The organism is Rhodococcus daqingensis (assembly GCF_042665615.1).
Classification (GTDB): Bacteria; Actinomycetota; Actinomycetes; order Mycobacteriales; family Mycobacteriaceae; genus Rhodococcus_G; species Rhodococcus_G daqingensis.
Map to the genome: position 1 here is coordinate 1 of NZ_JBHTCS010000002.1, position 24,555 is coordinate 24,555.

Annotated in this window: 23 protein-coding genes and 1 pseudogene; all 24 read right to left on the reverse strand. The window is 65.9% G+C overall.

What is annotated here, in order from left to right; genetic code table 11:
- Positions 1-36 precede the first annotated feature (36 nt).
- Positions 37-390 (reverse strand): NAD(P) transhydrogenase subunit alpha part 2, encoded by a 354-nt coding sequence (locus ACFQS9_RS01330; RefSeq protein ID WP_378400794.1) that lies wholly within the window; start codon positions 388-390, stop codon positions 37-39.
- Between the two features lie 136 nt (positions 391-526).
- Positions 527-1,672, reverse strand: coding sequence for a Re/Si-specific NAD(P)(+) transhydrogenase subunit alpha (locus tag ACFQS9_RS01335; protein ID WP_378400796.1), 1,146 nt, complete (start codon positions 1,670-1,672; stop codon positions 527-529).
- 61 nt (positions 1,673-1,733) lie between these two features.
- Positions 1,734-2,501, reverse strand: coding sequence for a glucose 1-dehydrogenase (locus ACFQS9_RS01340; RefSeq protein ID WP_378400798.1), 768 nt, complete (start codon positions 2,499-2,501; stop codon positions 1,734-1,736).
- Positions 2,502-2,582: 81 nt separating this feature from the next.
- Complete coding sequence (locus ACFQS9_RS01345) at positions 2,583-3,455, reverse strand: alpha/beta hydrolase fold domain-containing protein (protein ID WP_378400799.1); 873 nt, start codon at positions 3,453-3,455, stop codon at positions 2,583-2,585.
- 65 nt (positions 3,456-3,520) lie between these two features.
- Entirely contained in the window at positions 3,521-4,453 is a 933-nt protein-coding gene (locus ACFQS9_RS01350) for an NAD-dependent epimerase/dehydratase family protein (RefSeq protein WP_378400801.1), read from the reverse strand.
- 7 nt (positions 4,454-4,460) lie between these two features.
- Positions 4,461-5,255, reverse strand: coding sequence for a hypothetical protein (locus ACFQS9_RS01355; protein ID WP_378400803.1), 795 nt, complete (start codon positions 5,253-5,255; stop codon positions 4,461-4,463).
- An 86-nt stretch (positions 5,256-5,341) separates the two neighbouring features.
- A complete protein-coding gene (locus tag ACFQS9_RS01360; protein ID WP_378400805.1) occupies positions 5,342-7,186 on the reverse strand; it encodes a flavin-containing monooxygenase in 1,845 nt (614 codons plus the stop codon).
- 127 nt (positions 7,187-7,313) lie between these two features.
- Complete coding sequence (locus tag ACFQS9_RS01365; RefSeq protein WP_378400807.1) at positions 7,314-7,781, reverse strand: VOC family protein; 468 nt, start codon at positions 7,779-7,781, stop codon at positions 7,314-7,316.
- 33 nt (positions 7,782-7,814) lie between these two features.
- Positions 7,815-8,708 carry a cyclase family protein gene (locus ACFQS9_RS01370; RefSeq protein WP_378400809.1) on the reverse strand — a complete coding sequence of 298 codons (894 nt, stop codon included), beginning with the start codon at positions 8,706-8,708 and terminating at the stop codon, positions 7,815-7,817.
- A gap of 300 nt (positions 8,709-9,008) precedes the next feature.
- A complete protein-coding gene (locus tag ACFQS9_RS01375) occupies positions 9,009-9,278 on the reverse strand; it encodes a DUF202 domain-containing protein (RefSeq protein WP_378401579.1) in 270 nt (89 codons plus the stop codon).
- Positions 9,236-9,499, reverse strand: a complete 264-nt coding sequence (locus tag ACFQS9_RS01380) for a YidH family protein (protein WP_378401581.1) — start codon at positions 9,497-9,499, stop codon at positions 9,236-9,238. The genes ACFQS9_RS01375 and ACFQS9_RS01380 overlap by 43 nt, the downstream gene beginning before the upstream one ends.
- Before the next feature lie 59 nt (positions 9,500-9,558).
- A pseudogene (locus tag ACFQS9_RS01385) lies at positions 9,559-9,735 on the reverse strand (SDR family mycofactocin-dependent oxidoreductase); the annotation flags it as partial.
- A gap of 127 nt (positions 9,736-9,862) precedes the next feature.
- Entirely contained in the window at positions 9,863-10,993 is a 1,131-nt protein-coding gene (locus tag ACFQS9_RS01390; protein ID WP_378400811.1) for a tyrosine-protein phosphatase, read from the reverse strand.
- Positions 10,965-12,494: an MFS transporter gene (locus tag ACFQS9_RS01395; protein ID WP_378400812.1), complete on the reverse strand. Its 1,530-nt coding sequence runs from the start codon at positions 12,492-12,494 to the stop codon at positions 10,965-10,967. The genes ACFQS9_RS01390 and ACFQS9_RS01395 overlap by 29 nt, the downstream gene beginning before the upstream one ends.
- A 790-nt stretch (positions 12,495-13,284) precedes the next feature.
- The gene (locus ACFQS9_RS01400; RefSeq protein WP_378400814.1) at positions 13,285-13,413 is read right to left on the reverse strand and encodes a hypothetical protein; all 129 of its coding nucleotides are present in this window, start codon (positions 13,411-13,413) and stop codon (positions 13,285-13,287) included.
- A gap of 254 nt (positions 13,414-13,667) precedes the next feature.
- Positions 13,668-14,420 (reverse strand): IclR family transcriptional regulator, encoded by a 753-nt coding sequence (locus ACFQS9_RS01405; protein ID WP_378400816.1) that lies wholly within the window; start codon positions 14,418-14,420, stop codon positions 13,668-13,670.
- A 321-nt stretch (positions 14,421-14,741) separates the two neighbouring features.
- Complete coding sequence (locus ACFQS9_RS01410; RefSeq protein WP_378400818.1) at positions 14,742-15,578, reverse strand: mycofactocin-coupled SDR family oxidoreductase; 837 nt, start codon at positions 15,576-15,578, stop codon at positions 14,742-14,744.
- Positions 15,579-15,587: 9 nt separating this feature from the next.
- Positions 15,588-16,646 carry an alcohol dehydrogenase catalytic domain-containing protein gene (locus ACFQS9_RS01415; protein WP_378400820.1) on the reverse strand — a complete coding sequence of 353 codons (1,059 nt, stop codon included), beginning with the start codon at positions 16,644-16,646 and terminating at the stop codon, positions 15,588-15,590.
- A gap of 53 nt (positions 16,647-16,699) precedes the next feature.
- Positions 16,700-18,595, reverse strand: a complete 1,896-nt coding sequence (locus ACFQS9_RS01420) for a flavin-containing monooxygenase (protein WP_378400821.1) — start codon at positions 18,593-18,595, stop codon at positions 16,700-16,702.
- 45 nt (positions 18,596-18,640) lie between these two features.
- The gene (locus tag ACFQS9_RS01425; protein WP_378400823.1) at positions 18,641-20,215 is read right to left on the reverse strand and encodes a class I adenylate-forming enzyme family protein; all 1,575 of its coding nucleotides are present in this window, start codon (positions 20,213-20,215) and stop codon (positions 18,641-18,643) included.
- Positions 20,212-21,021: an enoyl-CoA hydratase gene (locus tag ACFQS9_RS01430; protein ID WP_378400825.1), complete on the reverse strand. Its 810-nt coding sequence runs from the start codon at positions 21,019-21,021 to the stop codon at positions 20,212-20,214. Before ACFQS9_RS01430 ends, ACFQS9_RS01425 begins: the two co-directional genes overlap by 4 nt.
- Before the next feature lie 2 nt (positions 21,022-21,023).
- Entirely contained in the window at positions 21,024-22,097 is a 1,074-nt protein-coding gene (locus ACFQS9_RS01435) for an acyl-CoA dehydrogenase family protein (protein WP_378400827.1), read from the reverse strand.
- A gap of 9 nt (positions 22,098-22,106) precedes the next feature.
- Complete coding sequence (locus ACFQS9_RS01440) at positions 22,107-23,264, reverse strand: acyl-CoA dehydrogenase family protein (protein WP_378400829.1); 1,158 nt, start codon at positions 23,262-23,264, stop codon at positions 22,107-22,109.
- A complete protein-coding gene (locus ACFQS9_RS01445) occupies positions 23,264-24,298 on the reverse strand; it encodes a Rieske 2Fe-2S domain-containing protein (RefSeq protein WP_378400831.1) in 1,035 nt (344 codons plus the stop codon). The genes ACFQS9_RS01440 and ACFQS9_RS01445 overlap by 1 nt, the downstream gene beginning before the upstream one ends.
- Positions 24,299-24,555 lie beyond the last annotated feature (257 nt).

A 24,555-nucleotide genomic window follows, 5' to 3' on the forward strand; every position in this document is an offset into this window, starting at 1 on the left:
ACGCGACGATGTACAGGATGGAGACGAGGTAGCCCATCAGGCGTCAGCCCCCTTCTTCTCGGCCGACGCATTCGCTGCGGCGTCTTTCGGTGACACAGCCTTCTTGGGCTTGAACATCGCGAGCATGCGGTCGGTGACGACGAAGCCACCGACGACGTTCAGGGTGCCGAACACCAGCGCGACGAACAGGATGATCTTGATGCTCCACGGCGCATCGCCCGGCAGGTGACCGAGCACGACCAGTGCGCCGAGCACGACGATGCCGTGGATGGCGTTGGTGCCCGACATCAGCGGCGTGTGCAGGGTGTTGGGCACCTTGGAGATGACGGCGAAGCCCACGAACCCGGCCAGGACCAGGATCGCGATGTTCGCGAGAAGTTCGTTGTACATCAGACAACCTCGGCAATAGTTAGATCGGATGCGTTGAGCTCCAACAACTCCGGAATCTCGGTTCCGAGAAACCTGTCGACGAGCAGCATTGCGAAGGTCAGCGCGTACGCGATGGGCGCGAGAACGAGACGCGACGTCACACCACCACCGCCTGCCGGGTGACGCAGGCCGCGGAGAGAATCTCATCGTCGAAATCCGGTGCGAGCACGCCGTTCTCGTCGAACATCAACTCGATCAGGGCCCCCACGTTCTTCGAGTACAGCTCCGATGCGTGCTCGGGCATCGTCGCCGGCAGATTGAGCGGCGAGCAGATCGTCACCCCGTGCCTGACCACGGTCCGGCCGGGTTCGGTCAGCTCACAGTTGCCGCCGGTCTCGCCGGCCAGGTCCACGATCACCGAGCCGGGCTTCATGCCCTCGACCGCGGCGGCGGTGACCAGACGCGGGGCCGGGCGACCCGGGACGAGTGCGGTCGTGATGACCACGTCGAAGCCCTTGATCGCGTCCTCGAGCGCCTGCTGCTGCTGGGCGCGCTCGTCCTCGGTCAGCTGACGGGCGTAGCCGCCCTCACCGGCGGCGTCGATACCCAGGTCCAGCCACTGCGCGCCGACCGACCGGACCTGGTCGGCGACCTCCGGCCGCACGTCGTAGCCGGTGACACGGCCGCCCAGACGCTTCGCCGTGGCCAAGGCCTGCAGGCCGGCGACACCGACACCGAGTACCAGCACGGTGGCCGGCTTGACGGTGCCCGCCGCGGTGGTGAGCATCGGGAAGTACCGGGTGGACTCCGACGCCGCCACGATGACGGCCTTATAGCCGGCGACGTTGGCCTGCGACGACAACGCGTCCATCACCTGCGCGCGGGAGATCCGCGGGATCGCCTCGACGGCGTACGCCTCCACTCCGGCGGCGGCGAGGGCGGCGATGCCGGTCTCGTTGGTGCGCGGGGCGAGGAACCCGATCAGCTTCTGCCCGGACCGCAACCGCGCGGTCTCCTCCGGGCTGGGGGCCGCGACTTTGAGGACCACGTCGGCGGACCACGCGTCACCGATCGCCGCGCCGGCCTCCTTGTACAGCTCGTCCGAGATCAGCGCGCCTTGACCGGCTCCGGGTTCGACGATCACGTCGAGACGCTTCCCGATCAGGGTCGTCACGACCTTCGGAACCAGCGCCACCCGCCGTTCGCCGTCGTTCGTCTCTCGAACGATGCCGACCGACGGATGTCTACTCACTGTCGGTGATCGCTCTTCTTCTATCGACTCTTTCAGTTCGCCAGTAGTCATCCAAGGTTCGCTTCTCGTCGGAATGATTCAGTCAGCAGGGGCAAGAGTTCGCTGTTCATTGTCAGTTTGAATCCATGTGGCAAGGGCCCGCGGTCCAGCCGCCGTCGACCGCGAGTTCCGCGCCGGTGATGTACGAGGCGGCATCGGAGAGCAAAAATACGACTGCGGTGGCTATCTCGTCGGGTTCGCCGACTCTTCCCATCGGTGCGGCGGGGAACTTGCCTTCGCCCAATTCCACTCCGCCGGATGCGGTCATTGCGGTGTAAGTCATCCCGGGATGAACCGAGTTGACTCGGATTCCCGAAGTACCTTCCTCGATTGCTGCGATCTTCGCCATCCCTCGAACACCCCACTTGGCGGCACCGTAGGCGGAGGTCAGGGACAGCCCCATCAGACCGCCGGCAGAGGAAATGTTCACGATGGATCCCTTACCGCCGGCTTTCATCTCGGCGATTGCGGCTTTCATGCCGAGGAATGTACCCACCAGGTTCACCTCGACGACGAGCCGGAAATGCTCGGCGGTTTCTTGTACAAGCGGCACCGGATTGGGAGGGATTCCTGCGTTGTTCACCAGTCCGTCAAGCCCACCGAACTCACCCTTGGTGAAGGCGATCGCCGCGTTCCATGACTCTTCCGACGTGACGTCCAGCGGGAAGAAGCGACACGTGGCGCCAAGTTCGGCTGCGGTGTCCGTGCCCTCATCGACGAGGACGTCAGTCACGACGACGTTGGCGCCGAGCTCCACGGCGCGGCGAGCGACCGCTGCTCCCAGACCCCGTGCGGCGCCGGTGATCAACACGGTCTTGTCTTGCAGGTCTGCATTTCTCATGATTCGTACCTTCGTAAACCTAGTTCTGGAGTGGAGTCGGCGCTTCTGGACGAAGCCCTCGTGTTCGAGAGGTTCCCAGGCCTATTCGACAGCCTTGTCGACTTCGATCAACCGGACGAACCGTACGCACGACTCGATGGAAACGATGGAGACGCTGTGATCGGGGTAGATCAGCGGCCACGTATGCCCTTGATCTGCAATCACTTCCAGCGCGCAGGTGACGTTCGCGGTCGCGAGTGCCCGAGTCAGGCCGAGAGCGTCGCCGACCAATGCCTCGTTGCCGCCGACCTGGATCAAGGTGGGCGGGAAGCCGGTGTGGTCGGCCAGCAACGGTGAGACCAACGGGTCGCCCGCGGGAGCGCCCTGCAGATAGTCGTCCCGTGCCGACTCCGCGTTCGCCAGCGGGAAGAAGGCGTCGGTCGCAGTCTCGTAGAACGGCGACGAGCAGTGCAGGTCGAGCCACGGCGACAGCAGCATCAGCCCGTCGGGAGTGCGAACGTCGCTGGTGTCCACGGCGACGACAACCGCGGCGGCGAGACCGGCGCCCGCCGAATCGCCGGCGACGACGATCGGCCCGTCCGTCGTGGACGCGAGTTCCTCGTAGACCGCTAGGGCATCGCGCAGTCCGGCCGGGAACGGGTTCTCCGGCGCCAGGCGATACCGCGGTACGACGATCGTCGCTTCGGTGCCCGCCGCCAGCGCCGCGGCGTAGGCGTGGTACGCCTCCGGGCTGCCCATCCGGTATCCGCCGCCGTGCAGGTAGAGCACGGTGGCCTGGTCTCCGCCGCGGATGGTCCGGCACGCAACGCCCCCGAAGTCCGAATCGCCCGCCGTTACCCCCAGCGCGGGGTCGATCTCCGTCGCGGCGAACATCGCCCGGCGTTCCAGCAGCTCCGGGCTCGCCGGTGCACCGGCCCGCTCGGCGGGCAGCGACGCGTGCAGTGTCGTCGGCATGTCGTCTCCCAACAATGGTGTTCTACGAGAGGTGTTCTACGAGAATGTGTTCTGCGACGTGAGGCTCAGGAGGGTGCGACCTCGACGAGCTTGTCCGGGTGGCGGAGTGCGACCGTCCGGCGGATGCCTTCGCGCCAGTCCACCGCGCACGGCCCGGTGATGGATGCGCGCCGACTCGTGTCCGCGATCGATCCGCGCAGCGTCCCCTCGATCGGGACCACGTCGACGGCCGCGTCGACACCCATCAGCTCGCCTGCGTATGCCACCCACTCCTGGACGCTGACCGCTTCGTCGCCGCCCCAGTTGACGATGGTCGCCGGCGTGGATGCTGCGTCGAGCAACGCGCCGACCTGCACGTTGATGTCGTCTTCATAGATCGGGCTGTACATACACGGGTCCCAGCGGGTGGTGACCGACCGACCTTCGGCGAGGGCGTCGATGTGCATGGCGGGCAGCCCGCCGCCCGGCCCGTACGAGGCGTTCATCCGCGCGATCGTGACCGGGACGCCGAAGGCGCGCGCGGCGAGCCGTGCGGTGGCCTCCTGGCTGATCTTCGACATCGAGTAGGTCGGTGTGTGGGTGCTGTTGCACTCCCCGAGCGGCGATTCCTCGGTGAACACGTACATCGGATCGTCCTGCGGCCGATAGACCGAATGGGTCGACATCACGAGGGCGCCCTTGGCCGACCGGCAGTGCTGGAGGAGCAGTCCGGTGCCCTCCGCGTTGGCGCGGATCGCAGCGTCGTAGTCCCATCCCGGCGCCAGACTCGCCGCCAGATGCACGACGTACGTGAAGTCGCTCGGGACACCGGCGAAGTCGCCGTCGCCGAGGTCGCATGCGACCGGGGTGATCCCCGCTTCGCCCACCCGCTGCCGGTCGTCGGGTCGGCTGAACCGCGCCAGCCCCCACACTTCGTTGTCGGCCGCGAGCATGCTCGCGATCGGGAAGGCGATCTGACCGGTGACCCCGGTCACCAGGATCTTCTCACCGTTCAGCATCGCGCGGTCACCACAACTCGTCGGTGTACTTGTCAGTTCCGACCACGGTCGGGATGAACGGCGACGCGAACGTCACGGTGCCCGCGCCCGACGCCGCGATGTCGGCCGCGTAGTCGATGATCTGCTGCCAGCTGTCGACCGGGCTCTCCTCGAGGAACAGCATCTGCAGGATGCGGTCCGCGGTTCCGCCGTCGTTGCCCATCTTCATCGGGACTTTGTGGTCGGAGGGCCAGGGCTTCATCCGCCAGCTGCTGATCAGGTCGACGGCGCCATTGCCGACCAGCTTCTTGGCCGGGCCATTGTCAATGGTCTCGAGGGCGGCTGCGCGATCGACGCCCTCGGCGGGCTCGATCATCACGGTGACCAGGCCGCCGTAGTGATGGTCGTGTGCCAGCTCCAGCGGCACGCCGTCCTCTTGGGCAGAGACCGTCGAGTCGGGCAGGTACTGCGCCGTGTGCACGTGCTCCCGCTCGGCGAAGCCGCGGCCGGCCGCGTACAGCTCGCCGACCTGCTTCTGGGCCCACGCGTCGGCGATCTCCGCGTCGGGCTCGTGCACCCAGTAAGTCGCCAGATACGAGCCGTCCTCGGTCTTGGTCGCGACCGGCCCGATCTCCGGGAAGCGCAGGTCCTTGAGCGCCTTCGTGGCGACCCAGCGACTACCGGTGAACCAGCCAGGGCCGACCATGCAGCCGGAGTACCGGTGGTCGCGCTCGTACCAGCGGTTGTAGTCCACCTCGTGACCGCGCGTCGGATCCACGAGGGTGAACAGCGAATACCCGAGCTTGACGGGAGTCAATGCCATCTCTATCTCCTTAGTCAATCTGTGCAGGGCCGGCGGACCACCACGAATGAGGCCGTCCGCCGGTCCATTGAAATCTTCTCGACCACTCAGTGAGTGACCGCGATGCCGTGGAACTGGTCGTCCTCACGCCACTTGCGGAGCAGATCGAAGTACTCGTACCCGGGTCCGTACAGCCCGCCGACCAGCGTGCTGCGCTTGTCGTCGATGCGGCCCTCGTTGTTGTACTGGCCCGGGGTGCAAGACGTGTTCCAGTCCCGGCGCATCTCCGCGTGCTCGAGAATGGTCTGGTTCCATCCGGCTTCGGCCTCGGGGGTCGGTTCGATGGTCCGGATGCCCTCGGCGATGCACTTGGCGACCATGTAGACCATGTGCCTGGCCTGGTGGTCGATGAGGTTCGCAATGTTCGAGACCTGCGTCGACTGGGTGAAGCCCAGGAAGAACAGATTCGGGAAGTTCTCGCTGAGGAAGCCGTGGTAGGTGCTGACGCCATCGGCGAACTTCTTCGACAGTCGGTTGCCGCTCCGACCGGCCACGTCGTAGCCCGCCTTGTCGGTCCAGGTTCGTCCCATCTGGAAGCCTGTCGCGTAGACGATGAGATCGACCTCGTACTCGCGGTCCCCGACGACGACGCCATTCTCGGTGATCCGCTCGATCGGCGTGGTCGCGGTGTCGACGATGTCGACGGACTCCTTGTTGAAGGCAGGTAGGAAGTCGTCGCTGAAGCCCGGGCGCTTGCACATGGTGCGGTAGTAGGTCTTCAACTTCTCGGCCTTGGCCGGGTCGGTCACGATGGAATCGACGCGGTCGCGCAGCATCTCGTTCCACTCGTAGTCCGAACGCTCCATCGCGTCCATGAACTGCTCGACGGTCGGCTCCACACCGCCGGCCTCGTAGATGGCACCGAGTTGGTACTTGGCGAACTTGATCCAACCGTCGTCGACGTCGCAGTCGGCGGTGGCACGGTCCATCGCACACTTGTCGAAGGACGCGCGGCGCACACCATGCCACCCTTCGGGGAGGGACGTGAACCACTCGATGTCGGTCGGTGCGTTCTCACGAGGCGCGATCTGAGTGGGCGTGCGCTGGAAGACGACCACCGATTTCGCGAACTCGGCCAGTTGCGGAATGGCCTGCACGCCCGTGGCGCCGGTTCCGATGACGGCCACACGCTTGTCGTGCAGCTTGTCCAGATTCCCGGCGCTGTCACCGCCGGTGTACTCGTAATCCCAGCGGCTCGTGTGGAAGCTGTGGCCGGTGAACTTCTCTACCCCGGGAAGGCCGGGCAGCTGGGGGCGGCTGAACTGGCCGCTCTGCGTCGAGACGAATCGTGCGCGGAACACGTCGCCGCCGTCGGTGCGAACCGTCCACCGCGCGGTGTCCTCGTCCCACTCCATGTCGGTGACCCGTGTCTGGAACAGGGCATGGTCGTACAGGCCGAACTGCTCACCGAGGGACTGGCAGTACGCGAAGATCTCGCTGCCGCGCGTGTACCGCTCCGTCGGTACGTAGCCGGTCTCCTCCAGAAACGGCAGGTAGACGTACGACTCGACGTCACAACGCACGCCCGGGTACCGGTTCCAGTACCAGGTGCCACCGAAATCGGCGGCGACGTCCAGGATCTTGAAGTCGGTGACACCGGCCTTCTTCAGCTCGACGCCCACGCTGATGCCCATGAACCCGGCACCGATGACGAGCATGTCGAGATCGGCGGTCATCGGCGGTGCGGTGCGCGGACCGGTCGCATGCGGATCGGCGTCGAATGATGCGAACTTGCCTTCGAAATCGATCGCCTGGAAGGTGTCGGCACCGGTGTTCGGCAGACGCTTGTCGCGCTCGGCCGCATACTTCTCCCGGAACCACTCGAGGTCTTCCACCTTGCGCTGCGGCACCCAAAGGTGCGGATCGCGTGCAGTCTTTTCTGGGGCGGTCATCTCTGTCCTTTGCTTGGTGCTGAGTCAGCACGGGCATTCCGGCTGCGGAGCGGAATCCGTTGCCGTGACGCGTTCAACGTTTGTCGAGTGGCGGCCTGAATCCGACCGCGGTAGGAGTCGGGCCCGATCACCACGGGGTGCCGGCGGGGATGTGCATGAGCTCGACGCGGTTGCCGTCGGGGTCTGCCACGAACACGAACTGCGGGGCGGTCGGGTCGTGCGCGCCCGCGCGGGTGTCCGGCACCAGCACTCCGCCGAACTCGCACAGCGCATTTGCCGCACCGTCGATGTCCTCGGCGAAGAACGACAGGTGAGTCATTCCCAGATGGTTGCGCCGGGTGGGCGGGGTGCCGATCACGCCGGGCTGCCGGTAGCTGAGCAGTTCGATGCGCAGACCGTCCTTCTCGAGGAAGGTCGAGGTGAGGCTGCACGGTGCATCGACCTCGGGGATCTGCTCGTCGAGGTCGTACTCCATGATCGTGACGAAACCCAGTCCGTCGCAATAGAAGCGAAGGCTCTTCGCGAGATCGGACACGCACAGTCCGACGTGGGAGGTGCGGTACGTGTGCGCGGTAGCCTCGGTGTTCTCGGTCATCGGGGAGTCCTTGTCGTGGAAGAGTGGGTGCGGTCAGCCGATGGCGACGGGAGTGACCGGGCTCGCTGTGGCGCCGGTGATCTTCAGTGCACCGATGGTCAGCAGGAACTCGTAGCACCTGTCGGCCGCCAGCTCTGCGAGGTTGACGTTCTCGAGCAGGTAGATGCCGTTCTCGACGAGCAGGACGATGTGTCCGCCGAGGTACACGTTCTGGTCGAACGGGATCGATTCGACGGCGGTGTTGTCCGAGCCGACCAGCGCGACGTCCTTCTCAGCGAGGAAGGTGGCCGCTTCGAGGCCGATGCCCGGCTGCGGCATCATCTCGCCCTGGTTGGCCAGGTAGTCCTCGAGCCATCCTGTGCGGATGAGCACCAGATCGCCCGTGCGCAGTTCGATGCCCTGGTCGTCCAGCGCCTTCTGCAGATCGGCCGCGGTGACGACGTAGCCCGGCTCCAGCTGGTCGACACCCTTCGACGCGGCGACGTCGATGAGGACGCCCCGGCCGACGACGCCGCCGACCTTGTCGATGCTGCACTTGGCCGCGCCCGAGTAGGGCGTGACCTCGTCGGCCGGGTACCCGTTGTAGATCTTGTTGTCGGAGTACACGTGGCACAGTGCGTCCATGTGCGTCGAGGTGTGCGACGGCATGATGAGCTGGTCCTCGTTGGCGCCGACGCCGGGAGCGCCGCCGTTGGCGCGGGCCATCGCCTCGTCCTCGTGATTGATCATCGTCAGCCGCTGCGGAGTACCGCGGTAGTCGAGGTTCGGCACGCCCGACCGCTGGATCGGGATGCCGAGGCTGTAGGTCTTTCCGGTCTTCGGCAGGCGCAGCGCGTCGAGCACCCGTTCCGGTGTGAGGTGATTGAGCGCGCCCAATTCATCCGACTCGCCCCAACGACCCCAGTTCGACTTACGCGTGCTCAACATTGACTCCTGAAAGTGATGTCCTCGGTAGCGAGGGTGGCTGCCAGTCGGCCCTGAAAGTGTCGGGTCACGGGTGCTCACGAACACTTCGTAAGCGATGACATAACCCATTCGCTGTGTGACTGGACTCACTGTAGCCACCGGCTACCGAAGCGTCAACACGCAATTTTCGGTTCGACGAGACCATCCGAGGAATGCCCTCGTTACCTGCACCGAGTGTCAGCGAAGTGGGCTGTCGGCGCGGGTGGCCCGACTCGGGCGCCACCCACGGGAGGTCCCGCGCTCGTCACGGGCCTGCAACCGTCACGGGCCTGCAACGAGGATGACCGCGGTAAGACCGGTGACGGTGACCGCCAGACCGAGCACGAGCAGGAAGGGGTGCGCCACGCGACCTGCGTCGAAGTGCTCACTCATGCGCTCGTGCGTGCGGCGTGCCGTCACCACCACCGCGGCTGCCGTCGCGATCGGCCAGACCCCCAGAACCGCGACCGCGGTCGACGCCCCGGGGACGTACCGCAGGCACAGGAAGGTCACTGCAGCCAGACTCGTCCGCATCGCGACCTCCACCCCCATCCAGCGGACGAATGCGAACACCACCAGCACCGCCGCACCGACGAGCAGTACGACGACGAGGATGATGTGGAGCGCGGCCCCAACCACGTTCGTCCCGAACGCCTCGAGTCCGACAGCGCCGCGATGAGTCCCAGACCGGTTCGCACCCACGCGAGGTAGGTCCGCTCGTTCGCGAGCGTGAACCTGGGGTCCGGATCGTCCCCGTCTCGAAATGCCTTCAGCCGCCACCCATGTCGTGGACATGGGAAGCCGGTGGCGCTGTGGTCGGATGTGCGAAGCGGGGCTCGAGGAACGGCACCGGCTGTCCGTGCAGGGCCGCGAAGATCGGCTCGACGTCCTCGCGGGTCGGGGCGTCGAGGTCAGGTCGCATCAGGGTGTACAACGCGTCGTTGTGCACCATGGGAATCGAGACATTGCCCGGTACAACAGCATTGACGGTGATGCCGGCGCCGGCGAGTCAAGCGCGGCGCTGTACGCGGCCAGGCCGGGCGGAAGGTCACCGGGGCCGGAGTTGGAGGTCGAAAAGTGCCATCAGTTGGGGTGGGATCGATGTGACCCCACCCCAACAGGGTCGCTCCGCAGAATCAGCCGAGCAGCTTGCCCTTGAGTGCGTGGATGGTCTCCGCGTTCAACCCGAGTCCTACGGCGATGTACTGCTCGACAGACCCATATGTGGCCTGAATCTGGTCCAATCCGGCCTGGAGGTAGTCTGCTTCCACCCCTAGTAGTGGATCGAACAGTTGTGCAACCTGTTCTCCCTGAGTGGCAACGATGTAGGCGCGATTCTTGGCCGCCCACTCCGTGTTGTACTCGTTGGTGAGCAGATAGTCGTTCATGATCGTCGCGTCGTCGACGCCGGCAATGCTCTGCAGAAGCATCGATGTCCAGCCCGTACGATCCTTCCCGGCAGTGCAGTGGAAGAGTTGGCTGCCATCCGCGGCTGCCAAATCGGTGAGCAGTGTCGTGAAGGCAGCTCTGTCGGACTCTCCGGTGACGAACGAACGGTTCATCTCTCGCATCAAGTTCCGGGCGTCCTCGGGCGACTTTATCTTCTCGACAAGCTCGTTGACATTGCCCGCGGCCATCGGGACCCGAACGTACGCGGTACCTGCCGGCAGCCTGTCCGGCTTGTCGTGGACCTCCTCGTCGGTGCGAAGGTCATACACCACGGAAATACTCAGGCCCTGCATAACATTCAGATCGTCGTCGTCGGGAACGATCGCATTGGCCCGGTAGAAGATGCCCTTGTTCAGGTGTGCACCCCCGGCGCCGACATAGCCGTCCCCGGTCCCGGCGACATCCCGGAAATTCGGCACACTCGACAGGCGCGGAGCATCCGCAGTCCGGTTGCCGAGGCTGCCGAAACCGCCGAAGCCACCGAGTGATCCAGCACCGAAGAGCGAGGCGAGATCGGCCGAGACGACGGGCTGTGAGTGTGCGGTCCCGGCAGCGCCGAGACTTGCTGCGACAAGACTTCCCGCCATCACAGAACCTATGAGAGCGCGGCGAATTCGCGTCATGGTTTGATCCTTCCGGTTTGTTGAAGAGCTCAGGCAGTGGCTTTGGCTGCGGCTCCAGAAACGGAACCGGCTTTCGAACTCGTGAAAGACATTGATGCCGTCCTCATCGAGTTCGACGTGGACGTAGGTGATCTCGCCGGTGAGTGCGACCGAGCCGTCCGGATGCCTAGGCGTGAGCGGCGACCACAGTCCCATCGTCCGCGACGGTAGGCGCGGACGGAACCTGCAGCTGCTCGATCTTGCGGGGAATCATCAGCGCGACGAGTGCGCCCAGGACCGCGGCAGCTGCAGCGATCATAAAGGCGACCTGGAAACCCTGGTCGGTGTAGAAGACCGCGCCCTGCGTCATCTCCGGCGGGATCGGTGCGATGTACGAGTTGTTCATCACGGTGAACGCGATGACCGGCAGCGCGGCCGGGAACACGCTCTGGAAGGCACCGACGATGCTGGCGGTGGATGCCTGCAGCTGCGGCGGGACCGCCTCGATCAGCAGGTTGGGGATCGCCGCGTAGCCCATGCCCGCGCCGAGGCCGACCAGGCCGGCGGTTACGATCAGCGTGATCTTGGAGTCGTGCGAGTAGGCGGTCACGGCGCAGCCGATGGCGGCGGAGATGGCTCCGATCGCCAGCAGCGGACGCGGCCGGATATTGCGCCCGACGAGCGTGCCGACGATCAGGCCGCCGACCACGGTCATGGCACCGAACGGAGCCTGAAAGATCGCGAATCCCTTTGCATCGACACCGAATCCGTAGCCGAGACCCATGATCGCCGGCGTCATGGCCAGCATCGGCAGCAGCATGGTGAACAGGGCGCTGACGCCGTACATGAAGCCGGCCGCGGTGGCGGTGAAGGCAACGGAGCGGCGACGCAGCACCTTCAGGTCGATCAGCGGCTCCTTGACGGTGCCTGCGGTGACCAGCCAGGCCACGACCAGCGCGGCACCACCCAGCAGGTAGGTCAGGATCGAGCCCGACTTCCATCCCCAGGTCGGACCGAAGCTGATGCCGACCAGGATGCCGGCGATGCCGGAGCCCAGCAGGACCGCGCCGAGGATGTCCAGGCGCGAACGCAGCCGGACCTTGGACTCGTCGGTGGTGAACAGGATCATCACGCCCATGGCGACCAGGCCTACGACGGAGAACCAGAAGATGCTGCGGAAGCCGTGGTTGTCGATCAGCCAGCCGGTGATGAACGGCGCGGGGATCGCGATCAGGCCCATGCCGCTGGTCGCGATGCTCACCGCGATTGCGACCGTCTTCGCCGGGAACACGTCACGGATGAGTGAGTAGCTCAGGAACAGGCAGGGGATGAGCAGACCGGTCAGGCAGCGGCCGACGATCAGCACCGCGTAGCTCGGGGCCACCGCGGAGATGAACGACCCCAGTGCGGCGACCGCGACGCACGCCAGCAGCAACTTGCGCTTGCCGTACATGTCGGCGAGCTTGCCGATCAGCGGCGCGGCCATCGCACCGACGAGCAGGAACGACGTCAGCAGCCAGGCGCCCTGCGTGGTCTGGAAATGTCCGGCGATCGACGGCATCGCCATCGTGATCATCCAGTAGCTGATTGAAAGCAGCTCGAGCAGTAGCACGATTGACGCCAGAGAGAGGATCAGGCGAGGTGTCCACCGCTGCTGCTCGGTGGTGTCCTGACCCACAGAGTCGGCCGAAATGCCGACCTGCGCGGGAGCGGCCATGTTGAGGTCCCTTCGGAAACCCGACGAACGGGTGTGATGGTTGGCGGTATGTCACGAAACGCATCGTGTAACCGCCATCACAGTGCGTGGCGCGTGTGTTGCACAACGCACGCTTCCGATGAGCGGACTTTCGTGCCGAATTCCTGCAGTCAAGCACCCGCGAAAGGCGTTCAGCCCCAAGAGGATATGACCGGGACACGGCGGAGATGAGCCGTAGACTTCAGTGCCGCGGCTCGGGTTCGGTCCGGTGACGCGGCATTTCACCGGTTATGCCCGGGTGCGGGTCAGTCTGTGGCGGTGACGAGTTCGCAATCTCGATGAGGTGGCTGCCGAGCTCCGGACGGACGTCGACCCCGGGTTCTACGCGATGATCGATGGCCGGATCGGCGAGGCAAGCGGGGCCGGGCTGCTGGAGTGCTGCGGACGAACCCGGTGACCAAGCGCAGCGGTTCACGAGGTGAAGACGATTGTGGGAGCGGCGAAGTCGACGATCGTCAAGGCGCACCCGTCGCCGGCGGGTGGACACGCTCGGTGCCCTGGCGGCACGGGTCGCGGAGTTCCGCCGGCGACGGTGGCACATCCGCGGACACTGGTCATCGTTGGTTTCCGATTGCGTCAGATCGTCCTGATGACAGTCGGTGGACGATTTCCCGGCGGCCGGAGACCCGTCGTCCACAGGGGACGCATTTCCAGCGCGCCAGTGGAATTGAACGGTATCGAGGTTGACCGGCTCTTCTGACCTGATGGGCCAGGCTCAGCCAAGCCGGAAGGGCCGGTCGACCCCGATGTCCTACGAGGCGGTGGCCGCGAAAAGGCCGAGGCCGATGACTGCACCGACTCCGCCGAGGAGCCCTGCGCCGATGCCTGCCAGGTTGGCAACGGTACCAAGGGTGGCCATGTCAGCTTCGGAAGATCCCATTATGCGCGCTCCTTCATTCGGGGGTTGTGATGCACCTCGTGGTGCGCCTTCATGGTGGCATCAATTGCGTTGCAGCACAAGCTATTTCGTCGAGATCTCGTTGGGGGACTGCACTATTGGAGATTGTCGAATCCGACGGATCGAGAATGACAGTGTTCGTGCTGCGGACCACCGTCCTCGTCAGCGCACCCAACATTTCCGGTGATCGGACTAGTCCAAGGTCAGCGGGGAGTCGTGCCACAGGGGGTTGCCCGTCACGCCCGCCGCGCAGGTTGACGTGCGTTCGGCCTCCTGGTCACCTGTGGCGAACTGAGGTACTGCGCGATCGCGGAGGCCGCCATCAGGACGGGCGCGGCATGCAGCTGGTCGAATCGCACCCGGTCCGCCGGCCCACTCACAGACAAGCCCACATCGACGCCACTGAGTGCCCCGACGTGTACACCGATCCAGCGGAACCCGGTCACGCAGCTCGCGAAGGCCACTTCCGACTCGGGTCCTCCGCGGTGATCGGCGCCGCCCGCGACGGCCGACCGTTGAGCGGCAGCAAGCAGGACCTTTCCGATCGCGGACGACTGTGCCGGTACCCGTGCTCCCACCCAGGGCGGGAAGTCCGGCGACCCGACCTTCTCGAGGTAGCGGACCTCGTTGCCCTCGAGCGCGCCGAGGTGCACGACGCACCCGGTGACGCGATGCAGTTCGCGCAGCAGGGGTGCCACCACCAGTTCAAACTTGTTGCGGTACAGGGCGAGCGCCCCAAACTCGGCGAGGGTTACACCCAGCTCGTACTCGGTGCCCCGGCGCAGGAGCCAGCCGATCCGAACCAGATGATCGAGCATGCGAAGCGTGCTCGTGCGCGGGATGCCCGTTCCACGGGAGACGTCGGTCAGGGTCAACCGTGGGCTGTCACGAAAGAGATCCATCACGAGGGAGACACGGTCGAGAGTCGACGGGGGAGCGGCACCGTGCGAGCTCTGGCTGGGTGACACGAAGTGGTGTGGACTGATCATGGTGTTCCATTCGTGCGATGCGGGATGAAATCGGGAGTCAGGCGTATGCGGCTCGGCTGCCGGACATCAGGCATGTCGAACAGTTCTCACCCTGCGTCACCGAGGGACCAGCCGTACGGCAGCGACCGAAGGTCGCGCCATACTCCTCGGCTTCCCGGCGAAAAGGTCACCCAGTCGCTGTCGCGATTGGCGTGGACAAGCACGACCGAGAATTCGACGCCGGCACGACCACCGGTTCACGACGGTCGTGCTGGCGTATGCGAATCACGCGGCGTGAGTGGAGCGACCCGCACCGCTGGATCGACGGTGCTGATCCCAGAATCAGGCCGTGACCTTCGCCGCGGCGCCCGCGTCGACCGGCATGACGGTGCCGGTGATGTGGGCGCTCGCCTCGGCCACGAGAAACAGCACCGCGCGCGTCACCTCGAACGGTTCCAGGAACGGAACCGGCTGCCCGTGCAGGCTCGCAAACACCGGCGCGACATCTGCCCGGGTCGGGTTCTCGAGGTCGGGGCGCACCATCCGATAGAGGGCGTCGTTGTGCACCATCGGCGTCGAGATGTTGCCGGGAGCAACGGCGTTGACGGTGATTCCGTGCCCGGCCAGGTCGAGCGCCGCGCTCTTCGTCATGCCGATCACGCCCCATTTGGAGGCGCAGTAGGCGGCCTGGCCCGGCGCCGCACTGCGGCCGAGCATGGAGGCGATCGTGACGATACGACCGTAGCCGCGGGCAACCATTCCAGGTGAGACTGCGGCGATCGTGTGGAAAACGCCGGTCAGGTTGGTTCCGATGACTTCGGCCCACTGACTGCTCGGGAGGTCCTGGATCGGGGCTCCGGCGGAGACGCCGGCATTGGCTATCGCGATGTCGATCCTGCCGAGCTCCGCCTCGGCCCGTGCGACGAGTGCCTCGATCGCGCTGCGGTCCACGGTGTCGACCTGAACCGCGATGCACCGCTGACCGGCGGCCTCGACCAAGCGCGCGGTCTCGGCGAGGTCCTCCTTCGTTGCCAGCGGGTACGCCACAGCCGCGTTGTCCTCGCAACGGTCGCAGATCACCACGTCGGCGCCACGCTCGGCGAGGGCTACCGCGTGTGACCGGCCCTGGCCCCTCGCCGCGCCGGTCACGAGCGCGACCCGGTTCGTGAATTCATCCATCCGATCCTCCTAAGTGTCGAAAACGACCACGGCACGACCACGCAGGACGCCGGCCTCGAGATCCTGGTATGCCTCCGCCACTCGGTCGAAGGTGTACTTCTGTACGTCATTGCGGATCGACCCGGACTCGGCCAGCCCGATCACGTCGCGCACGTCCGCAATGGTCGAGCCCTGGAACGTGAAGATGTCGGCATCCTTGGGCAGCCCCCCGAACCACGGCCCGTCCAGCTTTCCGCCCGCGGCACCGATCAGTCCGAACGCGCCACCAGCGCGGGTGGCGGCCGTGCCCGCCCCGATCGTGGCGTCGATGCCGACGAAGTCGAGGACCGCGTCCGCTCCGTGGCCGCCGTCGGTCAGGGCCCGGATCTCGTCCGCGGTCGCCGCATCGGCCCGCCCGATCGTGCTGTGGGCACCAAGCTCCTCGGCGAGAGACCGCCGTGCATCGTTGGTGTCGATGACGACGATCCGCGCGGCCGTGAGCAGCCTCAGGTACTGAACCGCAAACGACCCGAGCCCACCTGCGCCGATCACCACCACGACACCGCCGGGCGTGACGCGCGGCAGCACCCGGCGTACCGCATGGAATGCGGTTGCGCCAGCGTCGGTCAGCGGGCCCGCGGTACTCGGATCGAGACGACCGAGCGGGATCAGACCGCGCGTGCTCGTCACCCGCACGAACTCGGCGAGCCCGCCGTCGCGCCCGTAGCCGCGACCGGACATGCCTTCCGCGCACAAATTGTCCTGCCCCCGAGTGCAATACCAGCACTCGCCACAGGACGACGGCGACACGAGCGCAACCGGATCACCCTCGGCGTACCCCGTCACATCCGCGCCGACCGCCGCAACCCACCCCGCGGTCTCGTGGCCGAGAGTGAAGGGCACCTGCCACCCGAAGGATTCGCCAACCTCTCTCGGCATCTGCATCATGCCGAGGTCGGAATGACACAGCCCGCAGCCGGCCACCCGCACCACGACCTCGCCGCGGCTCGGTCGTGGAACGGGAACCTCAACGACCTCGGGCGCACTCCCCCACTGGACGATCCGATATGCCCGCATGGTTTCAGGCATGCCAACTCCCTTCGAAACTCTTTCCGCTCCCACCGCTCGTCGGAGAGGGCGTATTACCGCGCTGTGTACTCGAAGTGTGACTCGTCGGGGCTCGCGCACAGTTCGTAGAACTTCTCGCCGCTCCACGGTGCGTTCATCTGCAGCCGACCGAACTCGTTGACGTAGTAGTTCTTCTCCATCACGGTGCTCGGCGACAGGTAGATGAGCTTCTTGGCCTCTTCGTGCAGCTGGTCGTTGTAGTCGTCGAACGCGTCCTGGCGAATGACCATCGACGAACGACCGTTTTCGAGCATGCCGGCGATACCTTCGGCGATGTAGCGGGTCCAGATCTCGAACCACGTGGGCAGTCCGGATCCGCTCGCCACCGGCTGCGAGTTGGGTCCGTAGAGCATGAACATGTTCGGGAACCCGGGAACGGTCATGCCGAGGTGCGCCTGCGCCCCCTGGGCAGTCCAGACATCCTCCAGAGTCACACCGCCGACGCCGTAGTACTGCGTCGGCCAGATGTACTTCTCCGCCTGGAAGCCGACCGCCGCGATGACCAGGTCCGCGTCGCGGGCCGCGCCGTCGGCGGTGACGATCGCGGTGTCGGTCATCCGATCGATCGGTGTCGTGACAAGCTCGACGTTGTTCCTGGTCAACGACGCATACCAATTGTTGTCAACCACCGGACGCCGAGTCATCGGCGGGTAGTCCGGGACGAGCTGATCGATGAGGTCCTGCCGACCGTCGACCTGGCTCGAGATGTAGCCGACCAGGATCTCCCGCAGCATGTCGTTGCGCTCGCTGACATCGCCGCCGTTCGCGATCCACTCCTCGTCCGGCATGAGCACGTTCCGCAGATCGATCGTGCTCAGTCCGGCGACGTACTTGTTCCAGTTCCAGTAGAAGGGCATCTCCTGGATCAGCCACTGGAGCTCGTCGGCGATCGGCACGCCGTAGTTGGTGCGCGGCGAGATCCACTGCGGCGTCCGCTGGTACACCGCCACCGACTCCGCCTTCTCGGCCACCTTCGACAGGAGCTGGACTCCGGTCGATCCGTTACCGATGATGGCGACCTTCTTCCCGGCGTACTCGACGTCGTCGCTCCACTCGGTGGTGTGCACGATCTGCCCGGTGAATCCGGAAGCGCCCTCCACCGGCAGGTCCCGCGGAGTCGCGAACACACCGCTGGCGGCGACCACCACGTTCGCCTCGACATCGGCGACGGAGTCCTCGCCGCGCACGGTCAGAGTCCAGCGCTGCGTCGTTTCGTCGAAGCGGGCCTGCTGAACATCGGAGCCGAACTGAATGTGCTCGTAGACGCCGTACTTGTGCGCCACGTGATCGATGTACGCACGGACATCCGACTGCCGCGCGAAGTACTCGGTCCACGGGTACTTCTTCTCGAACGCGTACTCGTAGGTGAAGCTCAGCGTGTCGACGCGGACGTCGGGGTAGGTGTTGATACTCCACACCCCACCGACCTCGGCACGACGCTCATAGACCGTGAACGGGATGCCGAGCTGGGCCAGCTGCACACCCATGGCGACACCGGCGAAGCCTGCACCGACGATCGCGACGTGGAAACCCTCCGGGATCACCTTCTCTCCGGTCCACTGCGCCTGGAAGGGCATGTCGGCGAAGGCCGGGATGTGGTGGCGCATGATCAGGTCGTCGGGCCCCAGCTCGCGGGCTTCGGCCATCTCGAGCAGTTCGACGATCTCGTCACGCGACGGGATCGGCAGCGCGGCCTCGTCGGGCTCGGTGAGCAGGTATTCGACGGCTTTCGCCCGGATGAGCGCGATGTCGTCGGCAGAGAACTCGACGGTGTCCGCGACCGGGCCGAAGACGCGTTCGGGGGTGATCGCGGCGATGTCCGCATCACGGGTCGCCTGGTACAGCGCCATCCGCAACGCGTTCGGGTCGGCGCACTCGACGGCGCGCTCTATATAGCTACGTCCTGGCATGGGAACTTCCAATTCTCAAGTCTGATGGCGGACACGGGGCGCGTGTCACCGAGCGGCTGCGCCGACCCCGGCCCGCTGGTCGATGACGGACTGCCGAAGGTTCTGCTTGCGGATCTTCATCGTCGGCGTCTTCGGCATCTCCGAGACGATCACGACTTCTTCGGGGAACTTCGCCGGCGAGATACCGGCATTGCGGCAGTAGTCCCGGATCTCGTCGACTTCGACGTCGGCCGCGCCGTCGCGCAGCTGAAGCACTGCACAGATGCGCTCACCCCACCGGTCGTCGGGCAAACCGATGACGGCGACGTCGGCGACCGCGGAGTGCTTCGCCAGCACCTCTTCGATCTCGGTGGGACTGATCGACTCGCCCTTGCGGATGATCAGGTCCTTCTCCCGGCCGACCAGGACCAGGTGCCCGTCCGCCTCGAGTTTTCCGGTGTCACCGGTGAACATCCAGCCGTCGGCGTCGAAGGGGCGCACGATCTCGCCATCGGCGCGGTACTGCTTGAACAGCATCGGGCCGCGCAGCCACACCCGGCCAACCTCGCCGGACGACAGCACTTCGTCTTCCTCGGAGCGGATCTGCACCTCGCATCCCAGGACGGGACGTCCCGAGGTGGTGGCCAGCTGTTCGACGCTGTCGCTCATCCGCGCCGAGGTGATCATCGGGCACTCGGTCATGCCGTAGGCGTGCAGAACCGGAATGCCGATCTCGGCGAGCACGTCCCGAAACAGCTTCTCCGGCATCGGCGCTCCGCCGCCGGTCACCATGCGCAGTGTCGGAACCACGGGGGTACCCGGATTCTTCCGCTGCTCCTCGAGCAGAAGAGTGTAGTGCGGAGTCGATCCGCCGGTGATGGTCGCACCCGTCCGGCGCATCAGCTCGACCGCGGCGACCGGCTCGTAGACCTCCATGACCACCAGCGACATGCCGCTGGTCAGCGATGCGATCAGCAGGTCGGGACCACCGATGTGGGCGTACGGGAACAGGACGGTTCCGACGTCGTCGGGGCCGGCGTCGATCGCATCTGCGAGCGCGACCCCGCCGGCGATGAGCGTGCCGTCGGTGTGGCAGACGCCCTTGGGTGCAGAGGTGGTGCCGGAGGTGGTGTAGATCCAGCGCACCTCGTCGCGGCCGAGCGGCGCGGCGGGGAGCGTGGCCGGGTCGCCGTCGGGCAGCTCATCGGAAACGATCAGCAGTTCGAGGCGGTCACCGCTCGCCGCACGCAGATCATTGGCCATCGCCTCATGGTCGAAACCGCGGAACTCAGGCAGGGTGATCAGCCACTCCGACGAGCACTGCTCGATCATGACCTTGACCTCGCGCGCTCGGTAGAGCGGAATGATCGGGTTCTGGGTCACACCGAGACGAGACAGCGCCAGGCTGAGAACCATGGTTTCGATGCGGGTGGGCAGCTGCCAGCTCACCGTGGAACCGGGCTCGATGCCGCGCGCCAGCAGCCCCGCGGCGACGCGCTCGGCAGCGGAGGCAACCTCAGCGAAGGTCAGACGCCGATCGAACTCGTCGATCACGGCGACGGCATCGCCCGTGGCCTCGGCCCGCAACGCCAGCAGATCCCACAGGGAGGTCGCCTCGTTCGGCGCGATATCCGAAGTCACGCGTCCTCCTTGGTCTTACGTGCCGCCGACGGCAGCGGGTCCGGTGTCAAGAGCGGGTAACCGGTGCGAAGCAGCGCGTTCGCGTGTCCGTGCCAGTGGATATCGAATGCCGACTGCATCGCAGCATGCTGGCCCATGACGTCGAGGGTCTGGTTGACGGCGCGCTTGGCGGTGGCCAGTCCCCACGCGTCCATCTCCGAAATCTCGTGCGCCAGTGCCATCGCCCGCTCGTCGAGCTCGTCGAGAGGGACCACACGGTTCACCATGCCGGCGTCGAATGCCTCGGCCGCGGTGAACTTGCGGGCCGTGAACAACATCTCCTTGGCACGTCGGGCACCGAGCTCCCACGTATGCGCGTGGTACTCGACGCCGCCGACGCCGAACTTCACGACCGGGTCGCTGAAATAGGCGTTGTCGGCCGCGATGATCAGATCGCACGGCCAGATCACGTTGAGCGCACCGGCGACGCAGGCGCCCTGGACCACGGCGATCGACGGCTTCGGCACGTCGCGCCACTTGCGGGAGAAGCCGAGGTAGTGCTCAGTCTCCCAGCCGTAGGCGCTCTCCAGGGTTGTCTTGCCCTCCCTGAAGTAGCCCGGTGCCGGGGTCTTGAGGTCGTGGCCCGACGAGAAGTGGTCGCCGTTGGCGCGCACGACGATCACCTTGACCGCGTCGTCGGCGGCGGCCTGCTGCCAGCGGGCGTCGAGGTCGCGCAGCAGGGACTCGTCCTGAGCGTTGTGCTTGTCCGGACGGTTCAGGGTGATCACGGCGACGGCGCCGTCCACCTCATAGTCGATGTAGCTCATTGTCATGCTCCCGTGTAGATCCGGTCGAGGGCCGACACGATCTCGGCGTCGTTGCGCGCCGCCGAGCCGAAGTCGTACTGCCAGCGCTTGGCGGCGCCGGTGAACAGGTGCACGTTCGACTCGACCATGTACCCGATGCCCGCATGGACCTCGTGTGCCGAGTGGACGATCTGCAGCGCGGCCTTCGCGGCCTGCCTGCGCATCAGGCCGAGGTACGGCTGCGGATCGATGCCGGCGTCGATCGCGCCGGCCGCGGACCGCGCGTGTGCCGAGGTCAGATGCGCGGCGATCGCGATGTCGGTGCACAGGTACTGCACCGCCTGGAAGCGGCCGATCGCTCCGCCGAACTGATGCCGCTGCTGCGCGTACAGGACCGTGATGTCGAGCAGCCGCAGGCCCGCGCCGTAGACCTGCGCCGCGCGCAGCACGTCAGCCCGCTGCTCGGCGACCAGGGCGGCACGATCGGCGTCGGCGCCGCGTGCCAGCACGGCGTCGTCGGCCACCGGTACGTCGTCGAAGGTCACCGCGAACATCGGGCACTCCCCCATGTTCGGCATCGCTTCTATCCTCGCGGCCGCCGAATTGACCACTGCCACAACACTTTCGGTGCCGGTCGCGTGAACGAGGAAGCTGTCGGCGCGATCGGCGTATCCGACGGCGAGTGCGGTTCCGCGCAGGACGCCGTTCTCGTACGACACCACCGATCCCCAATCGGCAGACGGGAACGCCGGAATCACCACGGCCTCGCCGCCACCGATACGCTCGGCGATCGCGGCGGCCTTCTCGGTGCCGATCAGCAGCGCCGCATCGCGCGCCGTCGTCAGGTCGAGCAGCGGTGTGCCCGCCAGCGCACGGCCCATTTCGACGAAGACGCCTGCGATCGTCCCGAGCGACGGACTGTCGGCGTCGGCGCCGGTCGGGTCACCGAGTTGCAGCCAGCCGAGCTCGGCGAACTGCGCAATCTGATCCGCGAACGGAACATTGTTCGACCGGTCTTCGAGCGGCGAGTAGCGCGTGAAGACCGACTTGCTCACATCTGCGAGGGCGGCGAAGTCCTCGCCCCATGCCAATTCCATCATCTGCTCCTATCGCGGCAGGCCGAGGCCCCGCGTCGCGAGCACCATCCGCTTGAGTTGGGACGTTCCTCCGGCGTGGTTGGCGAACGACTGCCGGTACCAGGCCTCGGGCTTTCCATTGAGGGGCGCGAACGACGACTCCGACCGCAGCTGGCTGGTCGGGCCGAGCACCCGGTCGTAGATCTGCGCGAACAACGGCTCGTACTCCTTGGCCGCGACCTGCTGGACGCCGCCGCCCCACGGGGTCTGCCCGCCGTTCGCGTTGTCGCCGATGATCTCGTACGCCAGCAGCCGCTGCGTCTGGATGATCTCGGCGAGCTCGGCCAGGTCGGCCTGCACGTGCGGGTCGTCGAGCTTGCCCGGGATCGCCTTGCAATGCGCGATCAGATCGCGCAGCCGCGACTCCTGCATTGCGTAGATCGGCTCGACGGTGCCCGATGCGTAGAAGGCCTTCATGATGTACGACCAGCCCTTGCCCTCTTCGCCGATGAGGTTCTTCTCCGGGACGCGGACATGGTCGAGGAAGGTGGTCGACTGGACGCCGCCGCCGTAATTGCGCATCGGATGCAGGGTGACGCCGGGGCTCTTCAGATCGACAATGAAGATGCTGATGGCGTCGCGAGCGGTGTCGTCGGCGGCCGTGCGTGCGGCGACGTACAGGACGTCGGACATCGGGCCCCACGAGGTGAACGCCTTCTCGCCGGTGATGACCCACTCATTGCCCTCGCGGACCGCCTTGGTCCGCAGGGAGCCGAGGTCCGAACCGGCACTCGGTTCGGTGAGGCCCTCGGCCCACAGCACCTCCATGTTGGAGATCTCGGGCAGCAGACGCTTCTTCTGCTCTTCAGTGCCGCCGACCAGGATGGTGCCCGCAGCGAGGAAGATGCCGACCGAGTTGATCATCGGTGCGTCGGCGGCGTACAGCTCCTCGAGGAAGATCTGGTTGTGGATCGGCGTCAGTCCCTTGCCGCCGTACTCCTTCGGCCAGGTGAGGCCGATCCAGCCCTTGGCCGCGACCTTCTTGCTGAACTCGACGGCGATCGCCCACTGGTCGGGGGCGTCGTCGAACTCGGGATTGAAGGCGTTCTCCTCGGGCAGCTCGGCGTCGAGAAACTCCCGGATCTCAGCGCGCCACGCCTCGTGCTCTTGTGTCAGTGCAAGTCTCATTACGCGAATTCCGCCTGTAGTTCATCGGTGCCTGCGGTCTGCTCGGCGGCGCCGTGGCCGAGATGACCCTCGGGGTAGAAGCGACGAGCCCACTTGCGGATGTCGCGGAAGCCTGCGGCTTCGGCGGTCGCCAGGCCGGGCGGCTCGGTATAGCGCTGATGCTCCCAGATTGCGACGTCAGCCTTGACTTGTCCGATTGCACTGCGCTGCCGCTTGGCCACGCGAGAGTCGTCCTCGCCGTCTTCCTTGCTCGCCCACGCGGAGAACCGCAGGATCGAGTGCTCGTCATCAACGGGCGTCACCGCGGTGAGCGCACAGATGCCGCCGACACCGTCGGCGAACGAGAAGCCCAGACCGAGGCCCAGGAGCGAGGCAAAGGTGCGTCCTTCGACGGTCTCGAGCTCGCCGTCGGCGCCGCGCCGCTTGAAGTTCAGCGACAGCTGCGTCCGGAAGTCGTACTCGCCGAACTCCCGGGCGACGACGGTCGGAATCTCGTCGGCGCGGTGCACGTACTTGAAGTGCGCGAAGTCGACACCGTTCTCGGCCGCGTACTGCGGGTGGATCGCCAGCTCGGCGGTCTCGAAGCGCCCGGCCTCACTGAGGTCGTGGTAATCGCTCGCAGGGCCCGAGTCGGGGAAAAGCTCGAAGATGCTGGGTACGTCGTACTGCGGCTCGCCGCCTTCGACGTCATGCCAGATGTACATGATTCCGTCACGCTCGGCGGTGGTCCAGGTACCGATCCTGCGTACCCGGTTGGTGGCCTTCTGGTACGGAATGCAGGTGTTGCGACCTTCCGGACTCCACTGCCAGCCGTGGAACGGGCACTGGATGTCGTCGCCGCACACCGAGCCCCCATGCCCCAGGTGAGCACCGAGGTGCTCGCAGTATGCATCCAGAACCACGAGGCGGCCACTCTGGGTGCGGTAGGCGACCAGGTCATGCCCGAAGTAGCGCAGTGGCATGACGTCTCCGGCTTGGAGGTCGGCAGACCAGCCGATCTGGAACCATCCCGTCGGCCTCATCGATAACGCCATTGGTGACACTTCATCCTCCTGAACTGTTGCAACAGCAGCACTTTCGGCAACTGCGCAGAAGTTGCTCTACGACAAGGGCTTTCACGGAACACAACCGACAGATGTGCGCCGACGCGGCGCTAGCTCGAGCTCGACAAAGGACCCTCGATCACGTCCGAAGATCACTGCAACTTCGCCGCACCGTGACTGCCATCACTGTAGCCAGCGGCTACGCATGCGTCAACAAGAATACGCGCGGCCGGTCATCGCCGCAGGTC

Excerpts from the sequence above, each read along its gene's own strand:
- ACFQS9_RS01420 (WP_378400821.1), bottom strand. The coding sequence starts at position 18,595 with ATGCCAGGACGTAGCTATATAGAGCGCGCCGTCGAGTGCGCCGACCCG.
- ACFQS9_RS01360 (WP_378400805.1), bottom strand. The coding sequence starts at position 7,186 with ATGACCGCCCCAGAAAAGACTGCACGCGATCCGCACCTTTGGGTGCCG.
- ACFQS9_RS01390 (WP_378400811.1), bottom strand. The coding sequence starts at position 10,993 with ATGGGACTGTGGTCGCCGCTCACGCCTAGGCATCCGGACGGCTCGGTC.
- ACFQS9_RS01365 (WP_378400807.1), bottom strand. The coding sequence starts at position 7,781 with ATGACCGAGAACACCGAGGCTACCGCGCACACGTACCGCACCTCCCAC.
- ACFQS9_RS01445 (WP_378400831.1), bottom strand. The coding sequence starts at position 24,298 with ATGGCGTTATCGATGAGGCCGACGGGATGGTTCCAGATCGGCTGGTCT.
- ACFQS9_RS01345 (WP_378400799.1), bottom strand. The coding sequence starts at position 3,455 with ATGCCGACGACACTGCACGCGTCGCTGCCCGCCGAGCGGGCCGGTGCA.
- ACFQS9_RS01415 (WP_378400820.1), bottom strand. The coding sequence starts at position 16,646 with ATGCCTGAAACCATGCGGGCATATCGGATCGTCCAGTGGGGGAGTGCG.
- ACFQS9_RS01370 (WP_378400809.1), bottom strand. The coding sequence starts at position 8,708 with ATGTTGAGCACGCGTAAGTCGAACTGGGGTCGTTGGGGCGAGTCGGAT.
- ACFQS9_RS01400 (WP_378400814.1), bottom strand. The coding sequence starts at position 13,413 with ATGGGATCTTCCGAAGCTGACATGGCCACCCTTGGTACCGTTGCCAAC.
- ACFQS9_RS01440 (WP_378400829.1), bottom strand. The coding sequence starts at position 23,264 with ATGAGACTTGCACTGACACAAGAGCACGAGGCGTGGCGCGCTGAGATC.
- ACFQS9_RS01395 (WP_378400812.1), bottom strand. The coding sequence starts at position 12,494 with ATGGCCGCTCCCGCGCAGGTCGGCATTTCGGCCGACTCTGTGGGTCAG.
- ACFQS9_RS01335 (WP_378400796.1), bottom strand. The coding sequence starts at position 1,672 with ATGACTACTGGCGAACTGAAAGAGTCGATAGAAGAAGAGCGATCACCG.
- ACFQS9_RS01350 (WP_378400801.1), bottom strand. The coding sequence starts at position 4,453 with ATGCTGAACGGTGAGAAGATCCTGGTGACCGGGGTCACCGGTCAGATC.
- ACFQS9_RS01330 (WP_378400794.1), bottom strand. The coding sequence starts at position 390 with ATGTACAACGAACTTCTCGCGAACATCGCGATCCTGGTCCTGGCCGGG.
- ACFQS9_RS01355 (WP_378400803.1), bottom strand. The coding sequence starts at position 5,255 with ATGGCATTGACTCCCGTCAAGCTCGGGTATTCGCTGTTCACCCTCGTG.
- ACFQS9_RS01430 (WP_378400825.1), bottom strand. The coding sequence starts at position 21,021 with ATGAGCTACATCGACTATGAGGTGGACGGCGCCGTCGCCGTGATCACC.
- ACFQS9_RS01410 (WP_378400818.1), bottom strand. The coding sequence starts at position 15,578 with ATGGATGAATTCACGAACCGGGTCGCGCTCGTGACCGGCGCGGCGAGG.
- ACFQS9_RS01405 (WP_378400816.1), bottom strand. The coding sequence starts at position 14,420 with ATGATCAGTCCACACCACTTCGTGTCACCCAGCCAGAGCTCGCACGGT.
- ACFQS9_RS01375 (WP_378401579.1), bottom strand. The coding sequence starts at position 9,278 with ATGGGGGTGGAGGTCGCGATGCGGACGAGTCTGGCTGCAGTGACCTTC.
- ACFQS9_RS01340 (WP_378400798.1), bottom strand. The coding sequence starts at position 2,501 with ATGAGAAATGCAGACCTGCAAGACAAGACCGTGTTGATCACCGGCGCC.
- ACFQS9_RS01435 (WP_378400827.1), bottom strand. The coding sequence starts at position 22,097 with ATGGAATTGGCATGGGGCGAGGACTTCGCCGCCCTCGCAGATGTGAGC.